The following is a 23,493-nucleotide window of genomic DNA, read 5'->3' as shown; positions in this document are numbered from 1 at the left end:
GCGGTCCGGCCTCAGGCGCTGACGGTCTCGACCGGCTTCGCCTGAGCGGGGATCGGCGCGCCCGGTGCCGAAGCGGCGTCGCGGGCGACGGCGGCGACCCGGGCGATCGTCGGCTCCCGCACGATCTCGCCGAGGCGGGCCATGAACAGCGGCTCGGCGGCGGCGCCGACGACGTCGCGGCAGACCGCGCCGACCATCGACAGCATCAGCAGCGAGTCGCCGCCGAGCTGGTGGAAGTCGGTGTCGTCGGCGAGGCGGTCGGGGTCGACGCCGAGGGTCGCGGACCAGATCCCGGCGACGGCGCGGGTGATCTCGTCCCGGCCGGAGTGATCGGCGGCGGGCTCGTCGACGCCCGCGAACGGGTCCGGCAGCGCCTTCACGTCGATCTTGCCGTTGACGGTACGGGGCAGCTCGGCCACGACGGTGACGGTGGCCGGCACCATGTACTTGGGCAGCCGTTCGGCCACGAACGCCTGCAGCTGCGCGGGGTCGGGCGCGTCGCCGACGACGTAGGCGCACAGCAGCTTGTGCTCGCCGCCGGGCCGGCTGCGGGCGATGACCGCGGCCCGGCTGACCGCCGGGTGGTCCTCCAGCGCCTGCGCGATCTCCGCCGGCTCGATCCGGTTGCCGAGGACCTTCACCTGGTCGTCGGCGCGGGTGAGGAACTCGACGACGCCGGTGTCGGTGACGCGGACGATGTCGCCGGTGCGGTAGACGCCGGTACCGTCCGCGAGGCGCACGAACCGGGTCCGGGTCAGGTCCGGCCGGCCGCGGTAGCCACGGGCCAGCTGGACGCCGCCGATGTAGAGCTCACCGGCCTCGCCGGGCGCGACGAACCGGTGCTGCGCGTCCAGGACGTGGGCGGTGCAGCCGGCCGGCGGCACCCCGATCGGCACCCCGGCGGCCTTGTCGGTGCTGGGGTCGAACGTGTGCGCGAGGCACTCGATGGTGGCCTCGGTGGGGCCGTACAGGTTCATCACCCGGCACTCTGCGCCGAACATGTCGAGGGCCTGCAGGGCGACGCTGGTGCGCAGCACCTCCCCGGCGGCGGCGACGACCCGCACCGTGTCCGGGCGCACGTCGAGCGCGCAGATCAGCTCCAGCAGCGACGGCGTCATCGTCAGCACCGTCGGCGCGTCGTCGGTGAGCAGCGTGCGCAGCGTCGCGTGGTTGAGGTCGCCGCGCGGCAGCAGGACCGTGCCGCCCACGAGGAGCGGCAGGAACAGCGTCGTACACGAGACGTCGAACGCGAACGAGGTCAGCAGCGGCATCCGGGTGGACGCGTCGACGCCCAGGTAGGGCGTGGCCCACGCGGCGTAATTGGCGAGCGAGCGGTGCTCGATCTCCACGCCCTTGGGCCGGCCGGTCGAGCCGGAGGTGTAGATGACGTAGATCAGGTCGCCGGGCGCGGTGTCGGGCTCGGTCCAGTCCGCGGGCGGCTCACCGGTCAGCTCGTCGAGCAGCACGGTGGCGCAGCCGTCGGGGACGACGGCGCGGGCGTCGTGCGGGCGCTGCACGAGACAGACCGGGGCCTGCGCGTCGGTGAGGATCCCGGCCAGGCGGGCGTCGGGGTGCTGCACGTCCAGCGGCAGATACGCCGCGCCGGCCCGCACGACACCCCAGATGGCGGCGACGGCGGCGGCGGTACGGTCGGCGAGGACCCCGACGACGTCCTCCCGGCCGACGCCCCGGGCGCGCAGCGCGGTGGCGACGACGCGGGAGCGCCGGTCGAGCTCCGCGTAGGTGAGGTCGCCGTCGGGACCGCTGACGGCGAGCGCGTCGGGGGTCGCGGCGCACTGCGCGGCGAACGCCGGCAGCACGGTGCCGGGCGCGGCGGCGGCGGCCACGTCGGACGGTGACCGCAGCGCCGCCGGGGACAGGATCTCCTCGATCCGGTCCAGCAGCGCGACGGCCTTCTCCTCGATGCCGGGGCCGTCGTGCCAGCTCAGGGTGATCTCGGTGTGCCCGGCGCACTCGACGGCGTCGAGCTCGACGGGGCCGCCGGCGGGGCTGCTGGACAGCGAGTACAGGGCCGTCGCGGTGAACTCGGCGGTGCTGAACTCCTCGACGTCGACCCGGCCGAGGTGGGCCAGGGACGCGTGCGACGGGTAGCGGTTCTGCTTGGCGGCCTTGCTCTCCAGGGCGCCGTTGATGAACCGCAGGACCGGCTGCGGGATCTTCAGCACGGCCGGGTCGAGGCGGGCCTGCGCGTCGCGTTCCTCGGCGAGCATCGTGAGCAGCCGCTCGTGGGTCGCCTCCCAGTCCTGCCCGGCGGGCACGGTGAAGGGCAGGCTGTGCGAGAGGCTGGCGGTGGAGCGGGTCTGCGGTGCGTAGCGGCGCAGGTTGACCGGCACCGCGAACTGGGCGTCGCCGTCGCCGCACAGCGGCGCGATCGCGGTGGCGAGCCGGGCGATGAGGCCCGCGTGGTAGCCGTCGACGCTGCGGCGCAGCCACAGGGTCCGCCGCGGCGTGCCGGGGGTGCGCTCGCCGAGCAGCGCCGGGTACTGCAGGCCCGGCGGGGTCGGCTTCTGCGTCAGCGGCGGCAGCAGGTCGACCTCGGTGACGGTGTCGGTGGCGCCGGTGAGCGGTTCGCCGCGCAGGGCCCGGAACACGTCGGCCGCCCACAGCAGCACCCCGCCGGCGTCCATCACGGCGTGGGAGGCGCGGAACACGACCGCCGGGTCGGGACCGCCGACGTAGAGGACCTCGCACGTGGGCCCGCCGCGGTGCAGCAGCGGCTCCTGCAGCTCCGGCAGCCGGTGTACGGCCACGTCGCCGCCGACCTTCGCGTGCCGGACCGCGGGCGGCCGCCCGGTGTCGACCCACGACCGGCCCTTGCGGGCGAGCCGGGTGCCGGGGCACGCGTCCGACGCGGCGGTGACCGCCTCGGCGAGCCGGTCGGGGTCGAGCGCACCGGTGCCCTCGACGGCGACCTGGAGCACCGGCACGGCACCGCGCGGATGCGCGGCGATCCACCATTCGACGGGCGAGACCGCCCGGCGGAACGTGGTGCTCTGGCGCTGATCGGTGGACGGCAAGTCGGCCTCCCTCTCGCCGCGCCGGCGGCGGGCGGCGGGCGACACCCCAGTCCCCGTCCCGCCCGCCGCTGTGGCGCGTCCACGCCGCATTCGTGCGGCGGCTTCGACTTCTGAGACGAAGTATGGTGCGCAGCCACGGCCCGCAGCGCCGCCGAGGACGATCTCTAGGAGAACCCTTAAGGCCCGGCCCGGCGCTTCTCGCGACGGGGACGTCAGGCCGGGACGCGGGTCGCGACGCGGACGATGTCCTCGACGAGTTCCATGGTGCGCACCATGGACCGCAGCCCGGCGGCCTCGTCCGGGTGGCCGGCGCCGCGGCCGGCGAGGACCGCGTCGGTGAACGAGGCGACCGCACCGAGGAACTGGTGCCCCGCGGGCAGGGTGAACTCCTCGCTGTGGTCCTGCTCGTCGATGCGCAGCACCGGCTGCCACGTCGCGGCCGGTGTGAACGCCTTGTCCAGGGTCAGCCGGGCGGCGCTGCCCCACAGCGAGTACGAGGCGCCGTAGCTGTGCTCGAAGCCGAACTTGACGTCGACGAGGACCCCGGCGGCGGAGACGAGCAGCGCGTGCCCGGCCACGTCGACGCCGGTGCGCCCGTCGACGCGCAGGCTGCCGCCGACGACGGTCAGGTCGTCGCCGAGGAGCAGCTGCGCGGCGCGGATCGGGTAGACACCGGCGTCCAGGAGGCTGCCGCCGCCGAGTGCCGCGTCGTAGCGGATGTCGGTGGCCGGCAGCGGCGGGAAGCAGAAGGAGCCGCTGAAGGACCGTGGCTGCCCGAGGCGGCCCTCGGCGAGCAGCCGCGCGACCGTGGCGTGCTGGGGGTGGTGCAGGAACGTGAAGTTCTCCCGCAGCACCAGGTCGCGTTCGGTGGCGGCGCGCACGAGCTCGCGGGTGCCGGCCGCGGACGTCGCCGACGGCTTCTCCAGCAGCAGGTGCTTGCCGGCGGCGAGGACCTTCAGCCCCCACGGCACGTGCAGCGCGGTGGGCAGCGGCACGTAGACGGCGTCGACGTCGTCGCGGGCGAGCAGCTCGTCGTAGCCGGTGGCGGCGCAGCCGAACTCGGCGGCGAACGCCTTGGCCTTCTCCGGGTCGCGGCTGGCGACCGCAGTGAGCTCCGCCCCCGGGTGCGAGACCAGGGCGGGGATGCTGCGCCGGCGGGCGACCGAGGAGCAGCCGAGGACGCCGAAGCGCACCGTCCGCGGCGCCATCAGGTGCCGGGCCGGACGGCGGAGACGATGTGGACGCTGCCGCCGACGAAGACGTCCTCCTGGAACACCTTCGTGCTGTACCCCTGCCGGTGCAGCAGCTCGACGACGGCGTCGAGGTTGCCGTCGACGGCGTGCACCTCGGCGACGACCCGGCGGACCCCGGGCCACTGCTCGGCGCGCAGGCCCCGCAGCACCGCCAGCTCGCCGCGCTCGACGTCGATCTTGAGCAGGCCGACGTCGGTGACGCCCTCCTCGTCCAGGACGTCGGCGAGGGTGCGCACCTGCACCTCGTACCGCTCGGCGCCGTCGCGGAAGTCGCGCCAGAACTGCTCGCGGGTGTCGTCGTCGACGCCGAAGTTGCTCAGCACCGCGGTCATGTTGCGGTCGTCGTCGGCGTCGTCGCTGACGATCGTCGCCATCATCGTGTGGTTGGGCAGGAACGTGAGCTCGGCGGTGCCGGGCTCCGCGCCGAGCGCGACGTCGAAGACCCGCACGCCGGGCATCAGCCGGGCCGCGTTGTCGGCGACGCACGCGTTGGTGCGGCGGGCCGGCTCGAACGCCAGGACCCGCACGCCGGGGACCTTGTCGGTGAAGTACAGGGCGGTGAGCCCGATGTGCGCGCCGACGTCGATGACGACGTCACCGTCGCCGAGGTCGGCGATGCCGTCGGCGTACGGCGAGTCCTCGCTGAGGCTGGGCCAGACCAGGACGTCCTGCGGGTTGGTGACGGCGACGAGCCGGCCGTCCGGCAGCTCGACGCGCTGCGGCTCGTACTGGGCTGCGGTCATGGTGTTGCCCTCTCCTCGAGATGTTCGGCGGCGCGCAGCGCGGCCTCGACGCAGTCGGCGGCCGCTTCGGCGCCGCCGGCCGCCCGGGTCGCGTCGCGCAGCTCCAGGGCCCGGCGCCGGATCGTGGTGTCGGCGAGCATCCGCTCGATCTCGGCGCGCAGCACGGGCGCGGTGAGCCCGGCGGTGGCGACGACCCGCCCGGCGCCGACCTCGGCGATCCGGTCGGCGTTCGCCTGCTCCTCCGCCATCTGCGGCACGGCGAGCATCGGCACGCCGTGGTACAGCGCCTCCATGGTGCTGCCCATCCCGGCGTGGGTGATGAACAGGTCCGCGTGCTCCAGCACGTGCAGCTGCGCCACGAACCGCCGCAGCTCCACGTTGGGCGGCGGGGTGCCGAGCGCGTCGAGGTCGACGCCGTCGCCGACGGCGATGACGACGTGCCCGCCGAGGTCGGCGACGGCGTCCATGCAGGTGCGGAAGAACTGCGGGTTCTGGTTGTAGATCGTGCCGAGCGTGACCAGGATCAGCGGCCGCCGGTCGTCAGCGCGTTCCCAGGTGCCGAGGAACCTCCGCTCGAACAGGCAGGGCCCGACGAAGTGGTACGCGTCGTCGAAGGTGTCGCCGCGGAACTGGAACTCGCGCGGGATGAACACCACCCGGCGGGCCGCGCCGTCGCCGGTCAGCAGCTGCTTCGGCGTGACGTCGGTGCCCAGCTTGCGCAGGAACCCGCCGAGGCGGGCCAGGAACAGCCACAGGCGCGGCTGCAGGGCGCTGAGTTTCGTGTACCGCTCACTCATCGACCAGTGGTCGTTGGACATGAGCATCGGCGAGACCTGCACCGCCGGGGTCTTCCACTCGGCGGCGAGCAGCCGGCCCCACCAGGCGGCGTTGTCGTAGACGACGACGTCCGGCGGCTGCGGGAACGCGCTGCGCAGCACCGGCAGCAGCGCCTCGGTCTCGGCCAGGCTCGCGCTCATGGCGTCGACGAGGCTCTTGCCGGTGAACTGGAACGAGCGGAAGTCGCCGGGGTGCTGTTCGGTGTACTCCACGACGTCGGAGCTGACCTCGCCGACGCGGGCCACGTAGTCGTGCGTCGTGGCGTAGGTGACCCGGTGGCCGCGGCGCAGCAGCTCCGCGGCGAGGCCGAGGGTCGGGTTGAGGTGCCCCGCCGACGGCGGGGCGAAGAACGCGACGTGCGCCATGCGCTCAGCCACCGTCCCGGGTCTTCGTCCAGCGGAACGTGGCCAGGCACAGGACCGTGCCGAGGACCACCCAGCCGATCAGGGCGAAGGCGACCCAGCCGAGCTGCCAGCTGTGCGCGGCCTCCTGGGCGGCGTAGCTGTCGGGCAGGAACACCGAGCGCAGGCCCTGGCACATCCACTTCAGCGGGAACGCCGACGCGATCCACTGCAGCCACGGCGGCAGGTCGGTGAAGACGAGCGCGGCGCCGGAGATGAACTGCAGCACGAACGCGAACGGCGCGACGACGGCGGGCGCGGACCGGCTGTTGCGCGGCACCGACGACAGCGCGATCCCGCACAGCGCGCAGGCGGTGACGCCCAGCAGGCTGACCCAGCCGAAGGTGAGCCACGCGTCGGTGGTGCCGGGCAGGTGCGTGCCGTACAGCAGGACCGACACGGCGACGAGCACGACGGTCTCCACGACGCTGGTGACGAGCACCATGATGACCTTGCCGATGAAGTACGCGGAGCGGGGCATCGGCGTGGCGGCGATCCGCTTCAGCCCGCCGCGGTCCCGTTCGATCGCGATCGAGATCGCCAGGGTCTGGAAGCCGGTGACCATGAGGCCCGTGGCGATGATGCCGGGCACCAGGTAGTCGCTGTAGGTGACGCCGGGCGCGATCTCGCCGTCGAACATCGAGCTGAAGATGACCAGCGCGAAGACCGGGAACAGCAGGGAGAACACGACGGTCTCGGTGCCGCGGAAGAACTGCAGCAGCTCCATCTGCCCGCGGTACAGGCCGAGGGAGACGATGCGCCGCAGCCGGGCGCGCGGAAGGCGCCGGGTGGGTGCGACGGTCAGGGCGGTCATCGTTCCTCCGTGGTGGCGGCGCTGATCATCTGCAGGTAGACGTCTTCGAGGCTGGGCCGGTGCACGGTCAGCCCCGGTGCCTCCCCGCCGAGCCGGGCGTGCAGGTCGGCGGCGAACTTCGTGGGGGTCGTCGTGTGCACGGTCTCCGGCCCGTCGGGGCCGATCCACGACACGACGGTCGCCTCGGTGTCGCGGCCGCCGAGCGTCTGCGGCAGGCCGATGTCGACGATCCGGCCGCCGACGATGACCGCGACCCGGTCGGCGAGCTGCTCCGCCTCCTCGAGGTAGTGCGTGGTCAGCACGATCGTGGTGCCGCCGGCGGCGAGGTCGCGGATCAGCTGCCAGAAGTCGCGCCGGCTGGCCGGGTCGAAGCCGGTGGTCGGCTCGTCGAGGAACAGCACCTCGGGCCGGCCGATGATGCCGAGCGCGACGTCGAGGCGCCGCTGCTGGCCGCCGGAGAGCTTCGAGGCGCGGGCGTTGCGCTTCTCGGTGAGCCCGACCCGCTCGATGAGGTCGTCGGGGTCCTGCGCGTCGGGGTAGTAGCGGGCGAAGTGCCGCACCACCTCGCCGACGTTGAGGTCCTCGAACTCGCCGGTGGTCTGCAGCACGACACCGATGCGGGCCCGCCACTCCTCGTTGGCCTTGAACGGGTCCTCGCCGAGGACCTTGACGGTGCCGCCGTCGCGCGGGCGGAAGCCTTCCAGGATCTCCACGGTCGTGGTCTTGCCGGCGCCGTTGGGTCCGAGCACGGCGAAGATCTCCCCGCGGCGGACCTCGAAGTCGATGTCGTGCAGCGCGACGGTCTGGCCGTACAGCTTGCGCAGCCCGCGCACCTCGATCGCCGGGCTGGGATCCTCACCGAGCGGCCTCACGGCGCACTCCCCTCATCGTTGGTGTTGCGGAGCGATTCGCGGGCCACGTCGCTGACGCCGTCGAGCGTCGGCCGCCGGATGATCCGGCCCAGCTGGGACATGAAGGCGGCCTCGCCGCCGGCGCCGACGACGTCCGCGCAGACCCCGGCGAGCATGGCGAGCAGCAGCACGGAGTCGCCGCCGAGCTGATGGAAGTCGGTGCCGCCGTCGAGCCGGCCGGCGTCGACGCCGAGCACACCGGCCCAGACCTTGGCGACGGCTTCCTTGACCTCGTCGCTCTCCTCGGCCGGCGCGGCCTGGCCGAGCGCGGGTGACGGGAGCGCCGACAGGTCGATCTTGCCGTTGGGGGTCTGCGGGAACGCGTCCACCCGCTCGATGGAGGCCGGCAGCATGTACCGCGGCAGCGCCGCCGACAGGAATGTCCGCAGCTCGTCCGCGCCGGTGGCGGGGTCCGCGGCGACGTAGGCGCACAGGACCTTGCCGGCGCCGGACGACGCGGCGCGGGCCACGACCACGGCGCGCCGGACGGCCGGGTGCGCCTCCAGGGCCGCGGCGACCTCGGCCGGCTCGACCCGGTAGCCGGCGACCTTCACCTGGTCGTCGGCGCGGCCGAGGCACTCGATCTCGCCGCTGGGCAGGACCCTGGCGAGGTCGCCGGTGCGGTAGGCGCGGCCGCCGCCGGCAAGCTGCACGAACCGTTCGCGGGTGAGGTCGGGCCGGCCGCGGTAGCCGCGGGCCAGCTGGACGCCGCCGATGTAGAGCTCCCCCGCCGTGCCGTCCTCGACGGGCCGCCGGTCGGCGTCCAGGACGTGGGCGGTGCAGTTCGCGGCGGGCCGGCCGATCGGCACGGTCGCCGAGTCGTAGCGCCCCTCGTGGTAGGCGTGCACGACGCAGCCGACGGTCGCCTCGGTGGGCCCGTAGTGGTTGAACAGCCGCGTCGCGGTCCCGAATTGGGCCCGGGCGCGCGCGGCGACCGCGGGCCGCAGCGGCTCGCCGCCGACGACCAGCAGCCGGAACCCGGCGGGCGCGACGTCGAGCCGGCCGATGAGGTCGAGGTGCGACGGGGTGAGCTTCAGCGCGTTGGCGCCGGACTCCTCCAGCAGCTGCCGCAGCGTCACGTGGCTCGGCTCGTCCGGGACGAGGACGAGGGTGCCGCCGGCGAGGGTCGAGGAGAACAGGGCGGTGTTGGGCAGGTCGAACGCCGGCGAGGTGAACAGCGCGAAATGCGTGTCGGCGTCGACGCCCAGGACGCGCCCGGTCCAGTCGACGTAGTTGGCGAGGGCGGCATGCTCGATCTCGACGCCTTTCGGCGCGCCGGTCGAGCCGGAGGTGTAGATGACGTACGCCAGGTCGCCAGCGGACGGTTTCGCGGCCGGTGCGGCCGCGCCGGCGGGCAGGTCGTCGAGGACGACGGCGGTGCAGCCGTCCGGGGTCCGGCCCGCGTCGCCCGCGCGCACCAGGCACACGTCCGCGCCGGCGTCCCGCAGCAGCGCCGCGACGCGGGCGTCGGGGTGCCCGGCGTCCAGCGGCAGGTACGCCGCGCCCGCCTTCAGCACGCCCCACAGCCCGGTGACCGTCCACATGGAACGGTCGGCGAGGAGGCCGACCACCGTCCCGCGGCCGGCGCCGAGCTCCAGCAGCCGGGCCGCGACGACGTCGGAGCGGGCGTCGAGCTCGGCGAACGTCATCGACCCGCCGGGCCAGCGCAGCGCCACCCCGTCCGGGCGGGCCCTGACCACCTCGGCGAGCCGGTCCACGACGGTCCAGGTCGGCGCGACGGCCGGCGCCGCGCTCTGCCGCGGGGCGGACGGCGCGGGCGGGTCCAGCGCCGCGGCGACGGCGTCCAGGGCCGCCTCCATGCGTTCCCTGACGCCGGGGCCGTCGCGCCAGGTGAGGGTCAGTTCGGTGCGGCCGCCGCACTCGACCGAGTTGACCTCCGGCGAGCTGACCGCGGCCAGCAGCGGCAGCAGGTAGGTGGTGCGCGCCTCGAACGTGCCGGTGGAGTGCTCGGCGAGATCGGCACGGCCCAGGTGGGACAGCACCGTCGCGGACGCGTGCTTGTCCTTGCGGCCCGCCTCCATGAAGCGGATCAGCGTCCGCAGCGCCGGGACGGGCATCTTGAGCAGGTTGGGGTCGAGCCGCCAGGTGACCTCGCGGCGCTGCGCCATCGCGGCGAGCAGCCGCTCGTGCAGCGCCTCCCACGGCTCGCCGGCCGTGACGTCGAACAGCTCCGTCTGCAGCAGGTTGCCGGTGGTGCGGGTCTGCGGGGCGTGCCGGCGCAGGTCGAAGGCGACCGCGAAGCGGGCCATGTCCAGGCCGTAGGCGGCGCGCAGCGCGGTCGCGACCTTCGCGGTCAGCGCCGGGTGGTGGCCGTCGACGGTGCGCCGGGCCCAGACCGTGCGGTGCCTGCCCCGGCCGGGGCGGCCGAGCGGCGACGGGAACCACACGTCGGGCTTGCTCTCGGCGTTGGTGATGCCGAGCTTGTCGAAGACGTCGCCGTCGGTGATGGTGCCGGTGGCGCCGAGGAGCGGTTCGCCGCGCAGCGCGCGGAACACGTCGGCGATCCACATCGACTTGCCCTTACCGTCCATGACGGCGTGCGAGGCGCGGAACACCAGCGCCGGGGTGTCGCCGGGGCACCACAGCACCTCGCACCAGGCGCCGCCGGCGGTCGGCAGCGGGTCGTGCAGCGCGGCGAGCTCCGCGACGGGGCCTCGGTGACCGTCGATGACCCGTACACCTGGAGCGCGACCGGAGTCGACCCACCACTGGCCTTCCCGTCGCAGCCGGGTGCCGGGGTTCGCCGCCGCGGCCGCTTCGACGGCGGCGGTCAGCTCGGCGACATCGACGGTCCCGGCGCCTTCGACGACGGTCTGGATGACGGGCGGGATGCGGCGCGGGTGTGCGACGAACCACCAGTCGGTGGCGGACACCGCCCGCCGGTAGGTGGTATCCACGGCTGCCGTCGCGGCCTCGCGGAGGTCGGCCGTCACCGGCCGGCTCCGCCGGTGGCGACGCTGACCAGCGCGGCGGTGAACATGGTGTCGGCGTGGCGGCGGGCCAGCAACGCGAACGCCGCGGTGAGCACGGCCAGGTCCCAGCCCGGGAACTGGCCCTGCACCTCGGCGTGCAGCGGCCCGCTGCCGCCGGCGGGGACGGTGACGACGATCTGCACCCCGGTGCCGGTGAGCACGCCGGTGAAGCGGCTGCGGTCGCGGGTCACCTCCCACCGCGCGTCCGGCAGGCCGGGGACCAGGGCGGCGGTGGTGTCCAGGCGCAGGACCGGCGCCTGCTCGGCACCGGCGCACGCCGACCGGCGGCGCATGCCGCCGCTGTGCACGGCGGTGGTGCCCGCCGCGGTGCCGACCTCGCCGTGGCGCACGCGCCGGTCGGCGGCGAGGGAGCCCAGGACGGTCCCGTCGGGCCCGGTGAGCACGTAGGCACCCCTGGCGTTGTCACGGCTGAGCGTCAGTGCGGTCATGGTGCCTCCCCGGGTCGTGCTGATGGGTTGATCCGGCCGGCCCTCGTCAGCCGGCCGCGGGCACCGCCACCGGTGCCCCGTCTCGGGCCTGGCGGGCGATGTCGCTGACCCGCTCCAGGGTCGGTTCGCGGATGATGCTGCCGAGCTCCGCCATGAACGTCCGCTCGGCGCCGGCGCCGACGACGTCGCGGCACACCCCGGCGAGCATCGCCAGCAGCTGCACGGAGTTGCCGCCGAGGTGGTGGAAGTCGGCGGCCTCGTCGAGGCGGGCCGCGTCGAGGCCGAGCGTCGAGGCCCAGACGCGGGCGACGGCCAGCCGCACCTCGTCGCCGGTGCCCGCGGCGGGCGACCCGGTGCTGCCGGTGCTGCCGCTGCCGGCGTGCGGGTCGGGCAGCGCGGCCACGTCGACCTTGCCGTTGGCGTTGTGCGGCACGGCGTCGATGACCGTCGTGGCGCTCGGCACCATGTACCGCGGCAGGTGCTCGCCGAGGAACGTGTCCCAGTCGGCCGCCTCGGCGCCGGGCTTGAGGACCACGTAGCCGTAGAGCTGCTTGTGCTCGGCACCGGGGCGGGTCCGCGCGACGACGACCGCGGCCCGCACCGCGGGGTGCCGCTGCAGCACGTGGGCGATCTCGGCCGGCTCGATCCGGTAGCCGTTGACCTTGACCTGGTCGTCGGCGCGGCCGATGAACTCGAGCTCACCGTCGGTCCGGACCTTGGCGAGGTCGCCGGTGCGGTAGACCCTGGTGCCGTCGGCGAGGTACACGAAGCGTTCGCGGGTGAGGTCGGGCCGGTTGCGGTAACCGCGGGCCAGCTGGGCGCCGCCGAGGTACATCTCGCCGGGCTCCCCGGCGGCGACGAACCGGCGCTGCGGGTCGAGCAGGTGGATGGTGCAGTTGTCCATCGGCACGCCGATCGGCACCGCCGGGGCCGCGTCGTCGGCGTCGGCGCACTCGTGCAGGGTGAGCCCGACGGTCGCCTCCGTCGGGCCGTACATGTTGAGGATGCGGCAGCCGGGTCCGAACATCGCCCGGGCCCGCGCGGCGACCGGGGAGCGCAGCTGCTCACCGACGACGACCAGGGTCCTGAACCCGGCCGGGCGCAGGTCGAGCTGGCCGATGAGGTCCAGGTGCGACGGGGTCAGCGACAGCGTGTCGGCGCCCGAGTGCTCCAGGAGGTGCCGCAGCGTGAGGTGGTTCGGCTCGTCCGGGACGAGCACCAGCGTGCCGCCGGCCAGCATCGGCGTGAACAGCGCGGTGTTGGACAGGTCGAACGCGAGGGAGGTGAACACGGCGAAGGCGGTGTCCGGGCCGCAGCCGAACCGGGTGGTGGTCCAGTCGACGTAGTTGGCGATGGCGGCGTGCTCGATCTCCACGCCCTTCGGCCGGCCGGTCGAGCCGGACGTGTAGATGACGTACGCCAGGTCGCCGGGCGCCGGGGTGACACCGACCGCCGGGACCCCTTCGGTGGCCAGCTCGCCGAGCAGCACGACGGTGCAGGCGGGACCGGCGACGGACCGCTCGGCGTAGTCGTCCTGGACCAGGCAGACCCGCGCGCCCGCGTCGGTGAGCAGGCCGGCCAGGCGGGCGTCGGGGTGCTGCACGTCCAGCGGCAGGTAGGCGGCGCCGGCCTTCAGCGCGCCCCACATGCCGACGATCGCCCACATCGAGCGGTCGGCGAGCAGGCCGACGACGTCGTCGCGGCCGATCCCGAGCTCCCGCAGCCGGGCCGCGACCACCTCGGAGCGGGCGTCGAGGTCGGCGAAGGTCAGCGAGCCGCCGGGCCAGCGCACCGCCTCGGCGCCGGGGCGCTCCGCGACGACCTGCCGCATCCGCTGCACGACCGTCGCCGGGTTCGCGGCCGTGCCGGTCGCGTTGCCGTCCCACTCGCGGGTCCGGCGCGGCGACAGGGCCTCGGCGACGGCGTCGAGGACCGCACCCATCCGCTCGGCCGCGCCGTCGCCGTCGCGCCACGTCAGGGTCAGCTCGGTGCGGCCGCCGCACTCCACCAGGTTGAGGTCCGGTGGGCTCGCGGCGGTGAGCAGCGGCACCGGGTACAGGGTGCGCGCGGCGAACCCGTCGGTGCACAGCGACTCGGGCTCGATCCGGCCGAGGTGCGCCAGGACGGTGGCGGACGCGTAGCGGCGCTTGTCCGGCGGGCTCTTCTCCATCGCCTTGACCATCGTGCGCAGAATCGGCCTGGGCAGCTTCAGCAGCCCCGAGTCGATGCGCCCGCTGACCTCGCGGCCCTCGGCCATCGCGGTGAGGACCCGCTCGTGGAACGCCTCCCACGGCTCGCCGGCGGTGCAGTCGAACAGCTCGACCTGCGACAGGTTGCCGGTGCTGCGGACGCCGGGGACGTGCCGGCGCATGTCGAACGCGACGGCGAAGCGGGCCGCGGGCAGCTCGTAGGCGGCGGTGAGCGCGGCGGCGACCTGCGCGACGAGTCCGCGGTGGTACCCGTCGACGGTGCGCCGGGCCCAGGCGGTGCGCTTCGGGCCGCTCGGCTGGCCGAGGGGCGAGGTCCACTCGATCTTCGGGTTCGGCGGCTTCTCCGCCGGCGCCGGGAAGCGGTCGAAGATGCCGTCCTCGGTGAGGTCGTCGGGCGCGCCGAGCGGCGCCTCGCCGCGCAACGCCCGGAAGACGTCGGCGATCCACAGCGCCATCCCGGGCCAGTCCATGACGGCGTGGGAGGCGCGGAACACGACGGCGGCCGGGTCGCCGGGGCAGTACAGCACCTCGCACCAGGCGCCGTCGGGTGTCGGCAGCGGGTCGTGCAACTCGTCGACGTCCACGACGCCGGTCCCGTCCGCGGGACCGTGCCCGAGGTCGCCGACCACCCGGACCCGCGGCGGGGTGCCGCCGGCGAGCCAGGCCTTGCGGGTGTACCGCAGGGCCGTGTCGGGGCAGGCTGCGGCGACCGTGGTGACGGCGGCCCGCAGGGCGTCGGCGTCGATCGACCCGGCGCCTTCCACGACGGTCTGGATGACCGGCGAGATCGTGTCGGGGTGCGCGAGCCACCACCGGTCACTGGCGGACACCGGCTTCCGAACGTTCATGCTCATCACACAGTCCTCGCTTCGGTGCCGCCGGTTCGGTCCGTTTCTAACACCGTCCGCGCTGGTGGATTCCTTAGAGCAGGCCGAGATGCGGGGCCAAGACTGTGAAGACGACCAGTAGTGCTGTGCATCCGCTGCCACGCCACCGCAGGCGTCGTAGCGTGCGATCGGCGTGGTGGAGCCGGTCGCCGCGCCATGCCCCGCAGCCGTGCGGCCGCGGGCCCGGGAGGTGGCGCATGAACTCACTGTCTTCACTGCTCGACCGGAGCCGGGTGCCCGCCGGAGCCGGCGGCCTGGCGCTCGCCGAGCGGTTCACCGCGTCGGCGGGCGCCGAGGGCCGTTTCCTGACCGCCGCACAGTGCCTGCAGTGGCTGGCCGAGCAGCGGGAGCTGCAGGCGTACGCCGTGGAACGCGTCCCCTTCGACAAGCTGCAGGGCTGGCGCTTCACCGACGACACCGGCAACCTGGTGCACCACAGTGGACGGTTCTTCACCATCGAGGGTCTCGAGGTCGGCCTGCGGCCGTTCCGTGTGCCGACGTGGACGCAGCCGATCATCGTGCAGCGCGAGATCGGCATCCTCGGCATCCTGGTCAAGGAGTTCGACGGGGTCCTGCACTGCCTGATGCAGGCGAAGATGGAGCCCGGCAACCGCAACCTGGTGCAGCTCTCCCCGACCGTGCAGGCCACCCGCAGCAACTACATGCGGGTGCACCAGGGCCGCGCGATCCCCTACCTGGAGCACTTCGTCGCGCCCCGCCGCGGCCGGGTGGTCGCCGACTCGCTGCAGTCGGAGCAGGGCGGCTGGTTCCTGCACAAGCGCAACCGCAACATCGTCGTGGAGGCGGCGGCCGAGGACGACGTGGAGGTCCTGCCCGGCTTCTGCTGGATGACCGTCGGCCAGGTGCAGGAGCTGCTGCAGCTCGACGACGTCGTCAACATGGACGCCCGGACCGTGCTGTCCATCATGCCGTTCGCCCGGCCCGACGGCACCGGCGGCGAGGACCCGTTCCGCGCCGCGCTGATCCGGTCCGTGGACCCGGAGGCGTCGACCGTGCACACGGTGACCGACGCGATCAGCTGGCTGACGGAGAACAAGGCCCGCTTCGAGCTGACCCAGCGCCGCATCCCGCTGCTGGACACCGCCGGCTGGCACCGCGGCACCGACGAGATCGCCCACGTCAACGGCGGCTACTTCAGCATCGTGGGCGTCGACGTGCGGGCCAAGGACCGCGAGGTCGGCGCGTGGATGCAGCCGCTGCTGCGGCCCGCGGCGCCGGGCCTGCTCGCGTTCCTGGTCCGGCGGATCGACGGCGTGCTGCACGTGCTGCTGCAGGCCCGGCCGGCCGCCGGTGCGCTGGACATCGTGGAGGCCGCGCCGACGGTGCACTGCACGCCGCAGACGTTCCGGACGCTGCCGACCGCGCACCGGCCCCAGTTCCTGGACTACGTGCTGGACGCGCCGCAGCGGCAGATCCGCTTCGACACGATGCTGTCGGAGGAGGGCGGCCGCTTCCTGCACGCGCTCAACCGCTACCAGATCATCGAGGTCGAGGACACGTTCCCGGCGACGCCGCCGCCGAACTTCATGTGGCTCACCGTCCACCAGCTGATGACGCTGCTGCGCTTCGGCAACTGCCTCAACGTCGAGGCCCGCAGCCTCCTCGCCTGCCTGCACACCCTGTGGTGAAGGCGGCACCCGCCGTCCTCGGCATTCTCGGGGGCATGGGGCCGCTCGCCTCGGCGGCCTTCCTGCAGACCGTCTATGAGGTCGCGGTCGAGCAGGTCGCCCCGACGGCGGAGCAGCAGCTGCCGCGCTGCCTGCTCGACTCGGACCCGGCGATGCCGGACCGGACCGAGGCGATCCTGTCCGGCCGCACCGAGGAGCTGACCCGGCTGGTCTCCGACCGCATCGAGGCCCTCGTGCGGCTCGGCGCGACCCGGGTCGTGATGACCTGCGTCACCGCCCACCACCTGGTCGACCGGCTCGCCCCGGACCTGCGGGACCGGCTGATCTCCGTCGTCGACGCGGTCTTCGCCGAGCTGGACGTGGCCGGCGAGGGACGCTTCCTGATGCTGGCCACGACCGGCACCCGCAAGGTGCGCACCTTCGAGCGTTCGCCGCACTGGGCGGCGGTCGCGCACCGGGTCGTGCTGCCGCCGCCGGACGCCCAGGACGAGATCCACTACCTGCTCTACCGGCTGAAACGCGAACCGGTCAGCGCCGCGCTGGCGGACCGGTTCCAGCGCCTGGCGGACCGCTTCGACTGTCAGGGCGTCATCGCCGGCTGCACCGAGATGCACCTGGTCACCCGCTGGACGCGGACGCACGGCGGGGGGCCGGTCGTGCTCGATCCCCTGCTCGGCATCGCCACCGGCCTGAGGAAACTGACGGACGACGAGGAGACTGACTGATGTTGCCCACCGCTTCGCAATACTGGCGGGACCTCCTGCAGGACTTCGAGGAGCCGACCAGGCTGACGCCGCGGCGCTCGGCGCACCGGCCCGCCGGGACGGTGCACGCCGCGTCGATCGGCTGGGACGCCGCGCAGACCGCCGCGCTCGCCGCCGTCGCGGACCGCACCGGGCTGCGCCCGCAGGACCTCGTCGTGGCCGCGTGGGGGCTGCTGCTGGCCGTGCAGTCCGGCACCGACGACGTCGTGCACGGCGCGCTCGTCGACGGCGACACCACCGACGCGGTGCCGGTGCGGGTCAGGCCCGTCCCGGCCCGGCTGCTGTCGGCGCACCTGCGGGACGCGGCCGGGCAGTACACCGCCAACGTCCAGCACGCCGGGCTCCCCGCGGAGCAGCTCGCCGACGCGTCCGGGGTCGCCGCCGACGTCCCGCTCTTCGACACCCTCGTGCGCTGCGGCGCCCCCGGCCCGGACCCGGTGGACCTGGTGCAGCTGCAGGTCGACCTGGACGGCACCGAAGCGCGGCTGCGCCTGAGCGCGCCCGCCGACCTGCTCACCGAGGACGACGTGCGGCTGCTGCTGGTGCACGCCAGCCAGCTCCTCGCCGCGATCGCCGCCGCGCCGGTCACCGCGCGGCTGCGGGACGTCGGCCCGCAGTCGCAGTTCGAGCTGCACCGAGCGGTCCGGCAGTGGAACGCCACCGGCACCCCCCGGGAGCCCGGCCGGCGCATCCACGAGCTGTTCGAGCGGCAGGCCGCGCTGACCCCCGACGCGGTCGCCGTGCTGCAGGGCGCCGACCGGCTGACCTACGCCGAGCTCGACGCCGCCGCCGGCCGCCTCGCCCGCCGCCTCGCCGCCGCCGGCGTCGGCCCCGGCGACTACGTCGCCCTGCACCTGTCCCGGACCGTGCAGACGGTGGTGGCGCTGCTCGGCGTGCTCAAGGCCGGCGCCGCCTACGCCCCCATGGACCCGGCACAGCCGGTGGAACGCATCCGGGGGCTGCTGCAGACGCTGCGCGTGCCGGTCGTGCTGACCGATCCCGCCGCGCTGGCCACGGTGCGCGCCGTGACCGAGCCCGTGCCCACGGTCCGTGAGGTGCTGTGGCTCGGCGCCCCCGATCAGGGACCCGCCGGCAGCTGGGGGCTCGCCGAGGCCGACGCCACGCCGCGACCCGCCCGCGACACCGACATCGCCTACGTCATCTTCACGTCCGGCTCGACCGGCACCCCGAAGGGTGTCGTGCTGACGCACGCCCCGGTGGTGAACCTCATCGACTGGGTCAACGAGACGCACGCGATGGGTCCCGCCGACCGGGTCCTGTTCATCACCTCGCTCGGCTTCGACCTGTCGGTGTACGACGTCTTCGGCGTCCTCGCCGCGGGTGGCAGCATCCGGGTCGCCTCGGACGCCGAGGTGCGCGACCCGCAGCGACTGCTGTCCATCCTGGACAGTGAGCCGATCACCTTCTGGGACTCCGCGCCGGCCGCCCTGCAGCAGCTGGAGCCGCTGTTCGCGCTGCGCGCGGCGAGCACCGAGAGCCGGCTGCGCCTGGTGTTCCTCAGCGGCGACTGGGTGCCGCTGACGCTGCCCGACGCCGTGCGCGGCGCGTTCCCCGGCTGCGAGGTCGTCGCGCTCGGCGGGGCGACCGAGGCCGCGATCTGGTCCAACTCGTTCCCCGTCGGTGCCGTCGACCCGGCGTGGACGAGCGTGCCCTACGGCCGCCCCATCGCCAACGCCCACTACTACGTGCTGGACGCCGCGCTGCGTCCCGCCCCGGTCGGCGCGCCCGGCGACCTGTACATCGGCGGCGACTGCCTGGCGCTCGGCTACCACGGCGACGCCGAGCTCACCGCGGCGAAGTTCATCCCCGACCACCTGTCGGGGCGGCCCGGCGCGCGGCTCTACCGCACCGGCGACCGGGCCAGGTACTGGGCGGACGGCACCATCGAGTTCCTCGGCCGCCAGGACCAGCAGGTCAAGGTCCGCGGCTTCCGCATCGAGCTCGGCGAGGTCGAGGCGGCCCTGGCGACGCTGCCCGGGATCGCGACCGCCGTCGCCACGGTCCACGGCGCCCGCGCCGGCGCGCAGCTCGTCGCCTACGTGGTGCCGGAGCCGGGCCTCTACCCGGACCCGCGCGACGTCCGCGAGCACGTCGCCACGCTGCTGCCCGCGTACATGGTGCCGGCGCACGTGATCACCCTGGACGAGCTGCCGGTGACCGCCAACGGGAAGCTGGACCGGCGGGCCCTGCCCGAGCCCGGCGAGGACGGGCCGGCCCGCCCGCCGTACGTGGCGCCGTCGACGGCGGCCGAGAAGGCGATCGCCGCGACCTGGGCGGAGCTGCTGGAGGTCGACCAGGTCGGGCTCGACGACAACTTCTTCGACCTCGGCGGCCACTCGCTGCTCATCACCCAGCTCATCGCCCGCATGAAGGCGACCCTGGAGATCGACGTGCCGGTCCGCGCGGTCCTCGATCACCAGACCGCCGGCGCGTTCGCCGCGGTCGTGGAGGCGGCGCTGATCGCCGAGCTGACCGCGCCCGTGGAAGACGACGCCGCCGTCGCGGCGGTCTGAGGAGGATCCCGAGGATGAACGACGCTTTCCGGGTCGTGCGCAACGACGAGGAGCAGTACTCCATCATGCCCTCGGACATGATGAACCCGCCGGGCTGGCGCGACGAGGGCACGATCGGCAGCCGCGCCGCCTGCCTCGCCCGCATCGGTGAGGTGTGGACCGACCTGCGTCCGCGCAGCCTGCGCGAGTCCGTCCCGGCGCACACCGCCTGAGCAGGCCGAAAGGGCCGGCACCCCCCGGAGGAAGGGGGTGCCGGCCCTTTCGTCGTGCGCCGGTGCGGTCAGTCCGAGGGGGTGGCGGACCGGTCCCGGGCACTGATCAGGGCGGTGCGCAGCGTCGCGGACACGGCGCGCGCCTGGGCGAGGGCGTCCTCGATGCGGCCGACCCGCCCGGCGCCGCTGCACCTGGCGACCTGCACGACCCCCCGCAGCTCGTCCAGCAGCTGGGCGGCGTGCCGCAGGGCCGCATCGTCCAGGGAGTCCAGAGAGTCCAGGGAGTCCAGGGAGTCCGCGGAGTCCAGCGGGTCCGGCGACGGCACGGGCGGCAGCAGCGCGGGCGGCGCGGTCACGTGGCCCGCCGGTACAGCGTGCCCTCTTCCCACACCATGTCGACCTTGTCCCAGCCGATCGCGGTGGCGACGTCGGGGAAGAAGCCGCTGCCGTTGAAGTTGGCGCTCGTGTTGCACAGCACCGGGACGCCGCTGACCTCGTGGTACGCCCGCAGGATCTCGGTCAGGTCGGGGTCCGTCGCGGGGCTCACGGTCTGCAGCCGCGCGGTGCCGTCCAGGTGCAGCACCGCCGGGATGCGGTCGACCCAGGCGGGCCGCACGTCGTGCTCGAACAGCATGTACGGGTCGGGCGTCCCCGGCGAGAAGATCTCCGGAGCGTGCTCCTCCAGGCAGATCGGCGCCACCGGGCGGAACGGCTCGCGCCGCTTGATGTCGTTGAGCTTGTCCTTCATCGCCGGGTCCACCGGGGCGGCGAGGATGCTGCGGCCGCCGAGGGCACGCGGGCCGAGCTCGGCACGGCCGTTGAGGACCACGACCGGCGCGCCGGTGGTGTGCAGCAGCCGGCCCAGCTCCGCCGGGGTGCACGGCGACGCGGACCAGCCGTCCGGGATCTGCGGCGTGGGCTGCAGGCGCGGGCCGGAGCGCACGTGCCAGTCGATGGCGCGCAGGCCGCCGGTGACGCCGAGGTGCGCGCACGCCGTGCCGATCGCCGAGCCCGAGTCGTCCGGGAACGGCGGCACCCACATCGCCTTGATCATCGGGTGGCCGCGCAGCGCGCTGTTCCACTTGATGTTCAGCGCGCAGCCGCCGGCGAAGCACAGGTTCCAGGGCGAGTCGCCCTTCCATGCCCGGATCTTCGCCGTGACCCGCTCCATCAGCAGTTCCTCGAGGAACTGGTGGACGGTGGCGAGCACGTCGTCGTCGCCGACGCCGATGCGGGCCACGTCGGCGGCGACGTCGGTCAGGAACGCGTGGACGTAGCCGTGCGACGGCTCGCCGTTGCTGCCGCAGCCGATGATGGCGGCGCGGTACTGCCGGACCCGCTCGGTGTCGGCCTCGAAGTGCTCGTGGAACCGCTCCGCGAGGATGCCCTTCACCGCGTCGTTCGCCGTGCCGTAGGCGATGTACGCCATCAGTTTGCCGGCCACCGACAGGTCGTCGACGTTGCGGGACTTGTCCCGCCGCGCGTAGGGACCCCAGTGCTGCGACGCCATCGAATACGTGTGGCCGATCAGCGGGAAGACCTCGCCGCCGGGCTCGATGCGGCCCTGGCCGTCGACGCAGTACAGCCGGGGGAAGCAGCCGCCGTCCCAGACGAGCACCATCGACGGCTCCTGCCGGACGGCGAACGGGCTGGTGCTGTAGGCGACCGACAGGTGGCTGGCGACGTGCACGAAGCTGGTGAACGGGCGCACGGTGCCGTCGATGTTGAGCTCGCCGCGGTGGGCGGGGCGGCCCGGGTCGGGCACCGCGGGCGTCTCCCGGTAGGGCGCGACGGTCAGGTCGACGGCCCCGGCGACGGTCTGCACCTTGATGTGCCCGTTGCGGGCGCCGTCCCAGCCGTCGACGACCCAGTGGTCCACGTCGGACACCTGGTAGCCGTAGTCGGCGAGGATCCGCGGCACCAGCTGCAGGTCGTCGAAGTTGCTGTATCGGGAGTTGTTGTCGAGCTTCTGCATCTCGATGTTGAACTCGAGCCGGTCGCCGTCGATCAGGGCGATCCCGCCGCTCTGGGTGAATTTGAGCCCGGCTGTGATCACGTAGGCCTCCTGTGCCGTGCCGCTCGGTGCGTGTCGTTTGGGAAGGTCGCCCGGCGTGCGGCACCGCCGACCAGGACCATTGGAACGGCTCCGAGCTTGGGAAATTGCTAGGCCGCGGCACAGGCCGGCGCAGCTCGTCGCGTGGCGCCGCCGGCGAGGACACGGCTCGGCCGACCACCGCACGGAGCAGGTGACCGGCCTGGCACCCCTCGTGCCCCGCCGGGGCGTCACCCCGGCCCGGCGGGAACACGATGCGGCCATCAGACCGCAGCTCGGCGGACCCGCTCAAGACACCGGCGGCAGCACTAGGCGAATCGCCAGTCCGGTCCCCCGCATCGCCGCGGAAGGCCCTGCCCGGCCCGCGGCGACGGTATCGTCAGCCCCCGACAGCTGCCGACGGGGACGGGCGAGGCGCGCCGAATGACTGTGTCCGGGATCGACGTGCTCCAGCCGGTGCCACTGCGGCGCAACCGCGACTTCGGCATCTTCTGGGCTGTGCAGGCCCTCTCGACGCTCGGCAGCTCGTTCTCGCTCGTCGCGATCCCGCTGCTGGTGCTGCACGCGACCGGCTCGGTGGCGCAGATGGGGCTGATCACCGGTCTGTCCGGGGCCGGCACCGTCGCCAGCGGCCTGTTCGCGGGCGTCCTCGTCGACCGGGTCGACCGGCGGCGGCTGATGATCTGGTGCGACCTCGCCCGGCTGCTGCTGTACGCGACCGTGCCGGCGGTGTGGTGGACGGCCGGCGAGCACGTCTGGCTGCTGTATCCGGTGATCGCGGCGGCGGCCGTGTTCCAGATGGTCTTCGACGTGGCCTGCTCCGCGGCGGTGCCGAACATCGTCGCGCGGGAGCAGATCACCGCCGCGAACAGCCGGCTGCAGGCCACCTACGGCGCCGGTTACGTGCTCGGGCCGATGGCGGCGGGGCTGATCGCGGGGCTGGCCGGGCCGGTGACCGCGATCGCCGTGGACGCCGCGACGTTCGGCGTGTCCGTGGTGGGGCTGCTGCTGATCCGGCTGCGCCCGCCGACCGGCGACCCGGACCCGGCGGCCGGCGAGCCCGCGGCGGCCGCCGGGCCGAAGGCCGTGTGGCGGGACCTGGCCGTCGGGGTGCGGTTCCTGTGGCGGACGCCGGTGCTGCGGGCCATCACCCTGCTGTACACCCCGGTGACCTTCCTCAGTCTGGGCCTGGTCGACGTCTTCATCTACTACGTGCGGCACGACCTCGGCCAGGGCGACCGGATCGTCGGCGCCCTGCTCGGCGCGGCCAGCGTCGGCTCGATCGTGGCCGCGGTGATCACCCCGGCGGTCCGCCGCCGGATGGGCTTCGGCCCGGCGTGGCTGGCCGCGTACCTCGCGTGCGGGGTCGCCATCCTCGCCGCGGGGCTCGTGTTCAACCTGGTGGTGGTGCTGGTCGCGGCGGTGGCGTTCGCGTTCGGGGAGACGATGGCCGCGATCAGCTCGGCCTCGCTGCGCCAGACCGTGACCCCTGATCATCTGCTCGGCCGGGTGACCGCCGGGTTCTGGATGGTCCACCACGCGTTCGGGCCGGTCGGCGCCCTGGTGCTCACCGCCGCGGTGGCGACCGTGGGGGTGCACGGGCCGCTGATCGCGGTGGGGGTATCGTTCCTGGCGGTGGTCGCCGCCGGGCTGCTCACCCCGCTGCGGGCCAGGCACGTCACTCCCGCCGGCAAATGATCACAGTCTGGCGCCATGCCACACGTTGTGTGGTCTGTCCCGGAATC

16 protein-coding genes are annotated in these 23,493 nt (G+C 74.0%); 5 read left to right on the top strand and 11 right to left on the bottom strand.

The window, feature by feature from the left end; genetic code table 11:
- Positions 1–11 precede the first annotated feature (11 nt).
- The 9 genes from ACZ6TV_RS37160 to ACZ6TV_RS37120 all read right to left on the bottom strand — a co-directional run bounded on the left by ACZ6TV_RS37160 (position 12) and on the right by ACZ6TV_RS37120 (position 14,503).
- The gene (locus ACZ6TV_RS37160) at positions 12–3,038 is read right to left on the bottom strand and encodes an amino acid adenylation domain-containing protein (protein WP_465302889.1); all 3,027 of its coding nucleotides are present in this window, start codon (positions 3,036–3,038) and stop codon (positions 12–14) included.
- Between the two features lie 212 nt (positions 3,039–3,250).
- Positions 3,251–4,231, bottom strand: a complete 981-nt coding sequence (locus ACZ6TV_RS37155; RefSeq protein ID WP_465302887.1) for a Gfo/Idh/MocA family protein — start codon at positions 4,229–4,231, stop codon at positions 3,251–3,253.
- Between the two features lie 14 nt (positions 4,232–4,245).
- Complete coding sequence (locus tag ACZ6TV_RS37150) at positions 4,246–5,034, bottom strand: FkbM family methyltransferase (RefSeq protein WP_465302885.1); 789 nt, start codon at positions 5,032–5,034, stop codon at positions 4,246–4,248.
- The gene (locus tag ACZ6TV_RS37145; protein WP_465302883.1) at positions 5,031–6,248 is read right to left on the bottom strand and encodes a macrolide family glycosyltransferase; all 1,218 of its coding nucleotides are present in this window, start codon (positions 6,246–6,248) and stop codon (positions 5,031–5,033) included. The genes ACZ6TV_RS37150 and ACZ6TV_RS37145 overlap by 4 nt, the downstream gene beginning before the upstream one ends.
- The gene (locus tag ACZ6TV_RS37140; protein ID WP_465302881.1) at positions 6,241–7,086 is read right to left on the bottom strand and encodes an ABC transporter permease; all 846 of its coding nucleotides are present in this window, start codon (positions 7,084–7,086) and stop codon (positions 6,241–6,243) included. The genes ACZ6TV_RS37145 and ACZ6TV_RS37140 overlap by 8 nt, the downstream gene beginning before the upstream one ends.
- The gene (locus tag ACZ6TV_RS37135; protein WP_465302879.1) at positions 7,083–7,958 is read right to left on the bottom strand and encodes an ABC transporter ATP-binding protein; all 876 of its coding nucleotides are present in this window, start codon (positions 7,956–7,958) and stop codon (positions 7,083–7,085) included. Before ACZ6TV_RS37135 ends, ACZ6TV_RS37140 begins: the two co-directional genes overlap by 4 nt.
- Positions 7,955–10,951: a non-ribosomal peptide synthetase gene (locus ACZ6TV_RS37130; RefSeq protein ID WP_465302877.1), complete on the bottom strand. Its 2,997-nt coding sequence runs from the start codon at positions 10,949–10,951 to the stop codon at positions 7,955–7,957. Before ACZ6TV_RS37130 ends, ACZ6TV_RS37135 begins: the two co-directional genes overlap by 4 nt.
- Complete coding sequence (locus ACZ6TV_RS37125) at positions 10,948–11,439, bottom strand: hypothetical protein (protein ID WP_465302876.1); 492 nt, start codon at positions 11,437–11,439, stop codon at positions 10,948–10,950. The genes ACZ6TV_RS37130 and ACZ6TV_RS37125 overlap by 4 nt, the downstream gene beginning before the upstream one ends.
- 46 nt (positions 11,440–11,485) lie before the next feature.
- Positions 11,486–14,503, bottom strand: coding sequence for a non-ribosomal peptide synthetase (locus ACZ6TV_RS37120; protein WP_465302874.1), 3,018 nt, complete (start codon positions 14,501–14,503; stop codon positions 11,486–11,488).
- Positions 14,504–14,733: 230 nt separating this feature from the next.
- Between ACZ6TV_RS37120 and ACZ6TV_RS37115 the strand changes: the two genes are divergently transcribed.
- The 4 genes from ACZ6TV_RS37115 to ACZ6TV_RS37100 are packed head-to-tail and all read left to right on the top strand — an operon-like array spanning position 14,734 to position 19,695.
- Complete coding sequence (locus ACZ6TV_RS37115; protein WP_465302871.1) at positions 14,734–16,185, top strand: NDP-hexose 2,3-dehydratase family protein; 1,452 nt, start codon at positions 14,734–14,736, stop codon at positions 16,183–16,185.
- Positions 16,182–16,910 (top strand): aspartate/glutamate racemase family protein, encoded by a 729-nt coding sequence (locus ACZ6TV_RS37110; protein ID WP_465302869.1) that lies wholly within the window; start codon positions 16,182–16,184, stop codon positions 16,908–16,910. The genes ACZ6TV_RS37115 and ACZ6TV_RS37110 overlap by 4 nt, the downstream gene beginning before the upstream one ends.
- The gene (locus ACZ6TV_RS37105) at positions 16,910–19,483 is read left to right on the top strand and encodes a non-ribosomal peptide synthetase (RefSeq protein WP_465302867.1); all 2,574 of its coding nucleotides are present in this window, start codon (positions 16,910–16,912) and stop codon (positions 19,481–19,483) included. The genes ACZ6TV_RS37110 and ACZ6TV_RS37105 overlap by 1 nt, the downstream gene beginning before the upstream one ends.
- Positions 19,484–19,497: 14 nt before the next feature.
- A complete protein-coding gene (locus ACZ6TV_RS37100; protein WP_465302865.1) occupies positions 19,498–19,695 on the top strand; it encodes an MbtH family protein in 198 nt (65 codons plus the stop codon).
- 68 nt (positions 19,696–19,763) lie between these two features.
- Here ACZ6TV_RS37100 and ACZ6TV_RS37095 read toward each other — a convergent pair whose 3' ends face one another.
- Both ACZ6TV_RS37095 and ACZ6TV_RS37090 read right to left on the bottom strand, forming a co-directional pair.
- The gene (locus tag ACZ6TV_RS37095; protein ID WP_465302863.1) at positions 19,764–20,051 is read right to left on the bottom strand and encodes a hypothetical protein; all 288 of its coding nucleotides are present in this window, start codon (positions 20,049–20,051) and stop codon (positions 19,764–19,766) included.
- Positions 20,048–21,751 (bottom strand): carbamoyltransferase N-terminal domain-containing protein, encoded by a 1,704-nt coding sequence (locus ACZ6TV_RS37090; RefSeq protein WP_465302861.1) that lies wholly within the window; start codon positions 21,749–21,751, stop codon positions 20,048–20,050. The genes ACZ6TV_RS37095 and ACZ6TV_RS37090 overlap by 4 nt, the downstream gene beginning before the upstream one ends.
- A gap of 420 nt (positions 21,752–22,171) precedes the next feature.
- Here ACZ6TV_RS37090 and ACZ6TV_RS37085 point away from each other — a divergent pair, with 420 nt between their 5' ends.
- Entirely contained in the window at positions 22,172–23,446 is a 1,275-nt protein-coding gene (locus ACZ6TV_RS37085) for an MFS transporter (RefSeq protein WP_465302859.1), read from the top strand.
- Positions 23,447–23,493 lie beyond the last annotated feature (47 nt).

The sequence above is a fragment of the Dactylosporangium sp. NPDC051087 genome, from assembly GCF_055586325.1.
The sequence above is the reverse complement of the archived record's forward strand: the minus strand, read 5'-3'. Positions and strand labels throughout refer to the sequence as shown.

What these genes read in the sequence shown, in the direction of transcription:
- ACZ6TV_RS37125 (WP_465302876.1), bottom strand. Translation starts at nt 11,439, where the DNA reads ATGACCGCACTGACGCTCAGCCGTGACAACGCCAGGGGTGCCTACGTG.
- ACZ6TV_RS37150 (WP_465302885.1), bottom strand. Translation starts at nt 5,034, where the DNA reads ATGACCGCAGCCCAGTACGAGCCGCAGCGCGTCGAGCTGCCGGACGGC.
- ACZ6TV_RS37105 (WP_465302867.1), top strand. Translation starts at nt 16,910, where the DNA reads ATGTTGCCCACCGCTTCGCAATACTGGCGGGACCTCCTGCAGGACTTC.
- ACZ6TV_RS37120 (WP_465302874.1), bottom strand. Translation starts at nt 14,503, where the DNA reads ATGAGCATGAACGTTCGGAAGCCGGTGTCCGCCAGTGACCGGTGGTGG.
- ACZ6TV_RS37140 (WP_465302881.1), bottom strand. Translation starts at nt 7,086, where the DNA reads ATGACCGCCCTGACCGTCGCACCCACCCGGCGCCTTCCGCGCGCCCGG.
- ACZ6TV_RS37100 (WP_465302865.1), top strand. Translation starts at nt 19,498, where the DNA reads ATGAACGACGCTTTCCGGGTCGTGCGCAACGACGAGGAGCAGTACTCC.
- ACZ6TV_RS37085 (WP_465302859.1), top strand. Translation starts at nt 22,172, where the DNA reads ATGACTGTGTCCGGGATCGACGTGCTCCAGCCGGTGCCACTGCGGCGC.
- ACZ6TV_RS37115 (WP_465302871.1), top strand. Translation starts at nt 14,734, where the DNA reads ATGAACTCACTGTCTTCACTGCTCGACCGGAGCCGGGTGCCCGCCGGA.